The 7,322-nt window shown below is 37.7% G+C and carries 7 protein-coding genes and 1 pseudogene; 3 read left to right on the top strand and 5 right to left on the bottom strand.

Annotated elements, in window-relative coordinates:
* Positions 1 to 440 precede the first annotated feature (440 nt).
* From JMN12_RS15530 to JMN12_RS07800, 4 genes and pseudogenes are all read right to left on the bottom strand, one after another.
* Positions 441 to 689, bottom strand: a pseudogene (locus JMN12_RS15530) (PAAR-like protein); the annotation flags it as partial.
* 85 nt (positions 690 to 774) lie between these two features.
* A complete protein-coding gene (locus JMN12_RS07810) occupies positions 775 to 1,542 on the bottom strand; it encodes a hypothetical protein (RefSeq protein ID WP_203138412.1) in 768 nt (255 codons plus the stop codon).
* 499 nt (positions 1,543 to 2,041) lie between these two features.
* Entirely contained in the window at positions 2,042 to 2,527 is a 486-nt protein-coding gene (locus JMN12_RS07805; protein WP_203138426.1) for a hypothetical protein, read from the bottom strand.
* 136 nt (positions 2,528 to 2,663) lie between these two features.
* A complete protein-coding gene (locus tag JMN12_RS07800) occupies positions 2,664 to 2,996 on the bottom strand; it encodes a phage baseplate assembly protein V (protein WP_238423849.1) in 333 nt (110 codons plus the stop codon).
* A gap of 394 nt (positions 2,997 to 3,390) precedes the next feature.
* Here JMN12_RS07800 and nrdD point away from each other — a divergent pair, with 394 nt between their 5' ends.
* Together nrdD and nrdG are read left to right on the top strand one after the other, a co-directional pair.
* Positions 3,391 to 5,181: an anaerobic ribonucleoside-triphosphate reductase gene (gene nrdD / locus JMN12_RS07795; protein WP_015781873.1), complete on the top strand. Its 1,791-nt coding sequence runs from the start codon at positions 3,391 to 3,393 to the stop codon at positions 5,179 to 5,181.
* Positions 5,162 to 5,644 carry an anaerobic ribonucleoside-triphosphate reductase activating protein gene (gene nrdG, locus JMN12_RS07790; RefSeq protein ID WP_198466848.1) on the top strand — a complete coding sequence of 161 codons (483 nt, stop codon included), beginning with the start codon at positions 5,162 to 5,164 and terminating at the stop codon, positions 5,642 to 5,644. Before nrdD ends, nrdG begins: the two co-directional genes overlap by 20 nt.
* Here the strand turns inward: nrdG and JMN12_RS07785 are convergent.
* Entirely contained in the window at positions 5,623 to 6,045 is a 423-nt protein-coding gene (locus JMN12_RS07785) for a hypothetical protein (protein ID WP_203138410.1), read from the bottom strand. The two genes, nrdG and JMN12_RS07785, sit on opposite strands and share 22 nt — an antisense overlap.
* Before the next feature lie 100 nt (positions 6,046 to 6,145).
* Between JMN12_RS07785 and JMN12_RS07780 the strand changes: the two genes are divergently transcribed.
* On the top strand, positions 6,146 to 7,030 hold the full coding sequence (locus JMN12_RS07780) for an NAD kinase (RefSeq protein WP_009413073.1): 885 nt from the start codon (positions 6,146 to 6,148) through the stop codon (positions 7,028 to 7,030).
* Positions 7,031 to 7,322: the final 292 nt, after the last annotated feature.

Below are 7,322 nucleotides of genomic sequence, written 5' to 3'. Positions count from 1 at the left end.
TTAAGATTACCATTTTCATAATAATCATAAAAGTAATGGTAATAGGCTGGTAGGGGAGGAATTACATCATAAAAGATATAGCCTTTTCCTCCATACATAGGGCGGAAAGAAGAACCATCTTTTAATTTGTAATACCCCCCATATTTAGGATCTTTTTCAAAATCTTTGTACCTTGTATTCCATAGGTTAAAATCAAATTTTTCAAACTTAATCGTATCTTTTAAAGAATTTTTGTTTTCTTGTGCCATCATATAATTTATTGTTAATACTACAATGTATAATAATATTTTCCTCATAAGTTTAGGCACAAAATACCTATATGGTGTACCATTGCGATCTATTGTTACATTTCTATACTCATTTTTAAAATTTTCGATTACCGCAGTACTACTCTCAGGCTGAAAAGGAGTTTTAGTGTCATTATTGTGATAGAACCCCATAAGCGTGTCTTTCTCTACAGCATCTTCCCATTGAATAGGAGCAGGCACACAAGGTAAATAACCACCAGAAGAAGGTTTTAGTTTGCATTGCTTAAAAGGCTGTATATTGGAATTCGCTTGCTTGTCCTCCTCTGTAGCCATAGCTTTACCCTCAATAGTTACAAAATCTTGACTTGTAACAGTGAGATTACTTGTTGTTGTGCCTTGATTGCAACTGAGTTCTGCGGTATTGGTGATGATTTGTGGCATAATGATTAATCTTTAAAATTTAGCTTAGGAATAACCTTTCCCACCAAGGGCGTGTTTTTACATACGCTGCCCATTCCTCTTTGTTTTAGGCTCTGCCGTTGTAGAGTTGGTAAGTGCTAGCAGGGTAATAGTCGCCTTGTTTATAGGGTACACCTAACTCTTTAGGCTGAGTGGTTTCTTCTATGAAGAGGGAAGTTGTGTTACCTTTTTTCATCTTTAAATAACGATAAAAGGGAGGTTTTTCTCCATCATTTCTTTTGAAATAGCTCGTTTTGAAAAGAGTTTTTCCTGTATTGACATCTACAAGTATATAGGTTCTTTCTCCATATATGTTTACTAATCCTTTAGGGTCAAAAGAAATAAAAAAATATTTATTCCCCTCATTGTCAGTTTCTAAACCTACAATAGGGCTATTAATTTCTCCTTCTATATCAATATCATATTCTTTTTTTATTTTTTCAATAAGTTCTTTTATTGAAAATTTATATGATTTATCATAATCAATTTCTTTCTTTATTCTTCCCATTTCATCATAATACACCCATTTCCCAGTTGGGATATTATAAAAGCTTTGCCCTTTTAGTACTAAAATTTCTGTTTTTCTACTATAAGACCAAAAACATTCCCAAGGAGTTAGCGTATTTGTCTCCTCTATTTGAAAAGTATCACTAAATTTTGAAATGCGTACTCTTTTATTATCTTTTTTAAAGTACCAATCTTCTTCTGTATTGGAATAACTTGGTTCTGTCTCCCAATCTTTGTATTCTGTTTTTTGTACAAATTCTTTAATGGTTATTTGACTTATTAGATGGTTTGAAATAAATAACATTATGATTAATACTATCTTATTCATTTATTTGTAAATTAAAGATTAAACGTTCGTAGATTTGGATTTATAATCAGCCATTGCCAATGCCAAGTAGTAAATTTATTAAGTGTGCCATAACTCATTATATTGGTTGTAGAACCATAGAAATAGATATATTTTTTATTACTACGATCATATGGTATAATAACTTCATCATGCATCATTAGTTTTGTCTCATACCCATCTATTTTCGCAAACTTAACTTCTCTGTGTGTGTGATAAAGTCCTAGTCCGTGTAAGGTTTCGTGGGCTAAAGTGTAATCTTCATTTCCACGAGGTAAAGTAAATATAATAACATTTTCAGTTTTTATATCTTGTGTTTCTCCTAATAATCCATCTTTATTTGACTCTACACCAAACTTAAATATAGTAAAGTAATTATCTCTATATCTCGCATTCTGTTGAAAAAACAGTTCTTGTAACCGATTATAAACTCTCTCTTATTGTAGGACTAATCATTTGTATTTTTCCATCTGCAATGAAATCACCACCTATCTGATTCTTTTGTTGAGTATCCACTTGATATGATATCTTTATATGCTAACTCATTTTTAAATGGAAAATACTTATCTCTCATCCAATCAAACCCAAATTCACCTCTCCAGTCTTCTAAAGGTCTAAAATATACCACAGCTAAGCCTATTTTTTCTAACGGTGCCTGCGCTATCCCTTGCCCATTATTGCTGTACTCATTCCCTTGTTTGCCTTGCAACTGAGCTACCCCCAAGCTATTGACCACCGCCTTCTTCTTTGAGTCGAGCACTGCACACTCTTTGCCTGAGAGTTTTGCTTCTTTGGCTTCGATATCAAGGGTGTTGGTACTCTTGATAAGGGCAGTGTTGCTAAATACCTGCATAAAACCACTCACCTTCTGTTTCATCCAAGCGGTAAATATATACAACTGACTAAGTACGTTCAGCACATAGTTATTTGTGGTAATGTGCAGTTTATCAGTGGCTCTAATGAGCATCTGCTGGGTATTGATTTCAAAAATAGAACTACTGAGAGTTATCTTTTGATTGCCATCAAAAATGAGGCTGTTGCCTACTGCATCTTCAATTTTTATACTCCCATCTTCATCGTTAAGTACAATTTTTGTACCACTCTCAGTATGTTATAGCCTTGGTCGTTGGTTTATACCCACTCTTTGCCGCGCCATTATAATGCGCCCCCAGCACAAACGGGCGTTCGGCATTGCCGTTCTCAAAGTCTACCATTACCTCTTCGCCTATCTCAGGGATAAAATAAAAACCTTTGCCATTGCCTGCGTAGGGTTGTATCATTCTGATCCACGGGCTTAGCTCATCGCCTTTCTGCCAAAAGAACTGTACCCGTACACGTCCCATTCCTTGAGGATCGTTGTTATCTTTAACAATGGCAGGCTGTTGCTCTGCTTTGGGGAAAGCCTCGGCATTGTAATCCGCAGGCGTGCGCATCATAGGGATACCCTGATAAAAAGCCTTCTATTAATTTGCAAGAAGACATTGTTGATCTAAAAAGACTCGTTGCTGCTTAAATCGAACTCACGTTACTTTATAATAAATGTAATCCTATTTTTGTTACAAAATTTTAATAACGGAGTTTTTTCTCTTTAACTCCTAAGTATGAATAAGTAACGAAAATTGTTAATAACTTTGTTGATAACTATTTTAATTTTGTTGATAACCTATTACTTTATTCTGTACCTTTGCACCAGCAACTAAGAAAAAATCACTTCCCCTTTTTAGGGAATTTATAAAAAGCAATATTATACAATGTACTATATATGAGAGGTTTATATAAATCCCTCAGCACTCTTTTTCACCTGAACGAAATAATAATAAATAAAAAATTATGTCTAAATTCACTAAGCTTACAGCTGAACAGCTTCAAACAAAGCGTAATTTCATCGAAAATTACCTACAATCTCACAATGCCGCTACGGGGTCTCTCTTCGATGCCAATGCCAATGTGGCACATAAAAACATCGCTACAATGGAGGCAGAACTCAATAAAGATATCAATATCCAAGTGAACCGTTCGCTCGTGTCTCATAAAATCGAACAACTCTTTGGCAAAGAATTAGCCGATGAGTATATCCGTCAGATTGAGGAACACGAAATCTATGTGCACGACGAAACGAGCCTCAAACCTTATTGTGTGAGCGTTTCGATGTATCCTTTGCTCTTGGACGGGCTCGTAAAACTCGGCGGTGAAAGCAAAGCTCCGCAACACTTGGCAAGCTATTGCGGGTCGTTCGTGAACTTCCTCTTTTCCGTTTCCTCTCAGTTTGCAGGAGCGGTAGCAACGGTAGAGTTCCTAATGTACTTCGACCATTTTGCGCGCAAAGACTATGGCGACGATTATCTCAATACCCACCGTGAAGTGATAGAAAACGAACTGCAACACGTAGTATACGCTATCAATCAGCCAGCAGCAGCACGTGGCTATCAGTCAGTATTTTGGAACATATCGCTGTATGACCGCCCTTATTTCGACTCGATGTTCGGTACATTCGTTTACCCCGATGGTAGCAAACCTTCTTATGAGTCTTTAGACAAGCTCCAACAGTTCTTTATGCATTGGTTTAATATCGAGCGCACCAAGGCGATACTCACCTTCCCTGTGGTAACCGCAGCAATGCTCACTAAGGACAAACACGTGTACGACGAGCATTTTGCGCGCTTCTGTGCCAAAGAACTCAGCGAAGGGAATGCCTTCTTTATATATCAATCGGACAACGCCGATTCATTAGCAAGTTGCTGTCGTTTGCGCAATGAAATTTCCGATAATACTTTTAGCTATTCACTTGGGGCAGGAGGTGTTTCTACCGGTAGTATTAATGTGATAACCATTAATATGAATCGCCTATACCAAAAACACTTATCGTTGGAACGCACCTTAGATAATATCCATAAATACCAAGTAGCTTACCGTGCCATTGTGCAAGAGTACAAAGATGCGGGTATGTTACCGGTGTACGATGCCGGCTTTATCTCACTTGATAAACAATTCCTCACCGTTGGTATCAACGGAATGGTGGAAGCTGCCGAGTATTTAGGCATTCGCATTTCCGACAACCCCGACTATAAAGCATTCATCAACAAAAACCTCAAACTAATTTACGACAAAAACAAGGAAGCTAAAGCCAAATACGGCTTTATGTTCAATACCGAGTTTGTACCTGCCGAGAACTTAGGCGTAAAGAATGCTGCTTGGGACAAAGCCGATGGCTTGCAAGTGCCACGTGATTGCTACAATTCGTATTTCTACATTGTGGAAGATAGCTCTCAAAACCTTATCGATAAGTTCTATTTACACGGAAACGACTATATACAGTACTTAGACGGCGGTTCGGCTTATCACTGCAATCTCGAAGAATACACCACTGCCGAAGGTTTTTATAAGTTGCTAAATGTAGCCGCTAAAACGGGTTGTAACTACTTCTGCTTTAATATATGCGTAACCGTGTGCAACGATTGTGGCTATATCGATAAACACACGCACGACCACTGCACCCATTGTGGTTCTGAAAATATCGATCACGCGACACGGGTGATAGGCTATCTCAAACGCATTACTAATTTCTCTAAAGACCGACAAAAAGAAGCTAAAATACGTTACTATGGGAACGCTACGGTATAGCAGTTACGATATAGTCCTCCAAGAAGTACCCAACGAGATATCCCTGTGTTTTACCATCACAGGGTGTCCGTTGGCGTGCGAGGGTTGCCATTCCGAATATATTTGGGACGGTAGCAAAGGCTGTGCGCTTACTAATGAAGGTTTAGAACAACTGCTTAGCAAGTATGAAGATATGATAAGCTGTGTGCTGTTTATGGGAGGCGAGTGGCAGGTAGAGACCCTGCTCTCGCTTATCTTCCAAGTGAAGTGCAAACGGCTGAAAACGGCACTCTATACAGGGCTTAACCTCAAGCAAGTACAGCGCAAATACCCTGAACTGTTAGGGTGTTTAGACTACATTAAAACCGGCAAGTGGTTACCTAAACTCGGTGGCTTAGACAGCCCCACCACCAATCAAGAGTTTTTAAATCTGCAAACCGGAGAGGTGATGAATAAGCTGTTTTATAAAAAAGGTAAAAGATAAAAATAGTTGCCTGTTAAGGGAAAATACTTCATAAATTCCTTTCCTAATTTCTTTTGGTTCTTGATATAATGTGGGGGCACATCTAAGGTGTCGTTTTGATATATATCAGAAAAAGAAACGTGGATCGCTTTTTCATTCTGAGCAAGTCCTGCGATATACAAATTGATACTATCGGCAACAGAAGCAGTGGGTATGTTTTCAAATTCAATGCTTGTAGTATCAATAGGAGTATCAGTGTTTTCTGGGTCTTGACTATATTGGATAATTTGAGATTCTGGGCTATATTCTTTTATACTATCAAACACATAAATTTCGTCTATAGTAGAGGTTGATTTATTTTTACAGCCGTCGCAACTACTAACAGTAGCTAATAGTAAAAGAGAAAGGGGAATGTATTTCATATATTGGAGAGGTTGAAAATGCAAAAATAGTAAAAATTCTTCATTGTCAATTGTTTATTATCAATTAATTTGTATCTTTGCCATACCAATTGGCAAATCAATGAAAATAGCAATCTATATCCGACAATATTCTACCGAAAATGAAGCTATACTGCGCGAACTCTTCTCTCACCTCTTGCCCGATGACGAGGTATTTATTGAATGTGAAATCCTTAAAGAACTGAATATCCGCTCTCACCAATTCCTCAAAGCTAAACCTTTTAGCTCATTTGCCGACCTCGATAATTCGTACGAGGTAATGCTCACCATTGGGGGCGACGGTACCCTGCTGAAAGGTATTACTTATCTCCGCAATTTACAAATACCTATTTTAGGCATCAATTCAGGGCGTTTAGGTTTTTTAGCAAATGCTCATAAAGACGACTTGCAAAACGTTTTTCTGCAATTGCGCGACAAAACTTACGAAGTAGTGGAACGCTCGGTGATAGAAGCTGTCTATGCCGATAGTGGCGATCCGGTAGACCCTATAAATTTCGCCCTCAACGAAATTACCGTTACACGAAAAAATACAGCCTCAATGATTACTATCGATACTGAGTTAAACGGTGACTTCCTCTCATCGTATTGGGCTGACGGACTTATCATTTCTACCCCTACAGGCTCTACAGGCTACTCGCTGAGCTGCGGCGGCCCCGTAATTTTACCTACAGCTAAAAACTTTGTCATTACCCCTATCGCACCGCATAACCTCAATATGCGGCCGCTGATCATCCCCGAAGATACTGAAATTAAACTCACTATCTCAGGACGGGAAAAGAAATTCCTTTTATCGTTAGATTCTCATATCAAATCGGTAGACAAAAAGCACTCTATTATTGTGCGCAAAGCACCTTTTGTAGTGAAAATGATACGATTAGACGGCGATAGTTTTATCAATACACTAAGATACAAACTACTCTGGGGTGAAGACAGAAGAAACAAATAACTTAATACCCCCTAACCCCTGACACCTGACCCCTATCCCCTAAAAACTTGTTTATAACTATTACTTAAAAAATGATAAATAAATTTGCTTCTCTCGCTTTTCTGTATATACGAATCCAAGTCTAAAATAAGCAAATTTATTTTTTAGAAAATTATCAACAGTGATACAACAGTTATTCACAATTGCCCTTTTAAAAAATTATCCACAAAATGCAGTTAAATAATCGTTGGACAGTTATCAACAGTTTTGCCTAAAATATTCATTTTAAAAGCCGTAAATCGTTTTTTATTGT

The organism is Capnocytophaga genosp. AHN8471, assembly GCF_016806945.1.
GTDB classification, from domain to species: Bacteria; Bacteroidota; Bacteroidia; order Flavobacteriales; family Flavobacteriaceae; genus Capnocytophaga; species Capnocytophaga periodontitidis.
The sequence above is the reverse complement of the archived record's forward strand: the minus strand, read 5'-3'. Positions and strand labels throughout refer to the sequence as shown.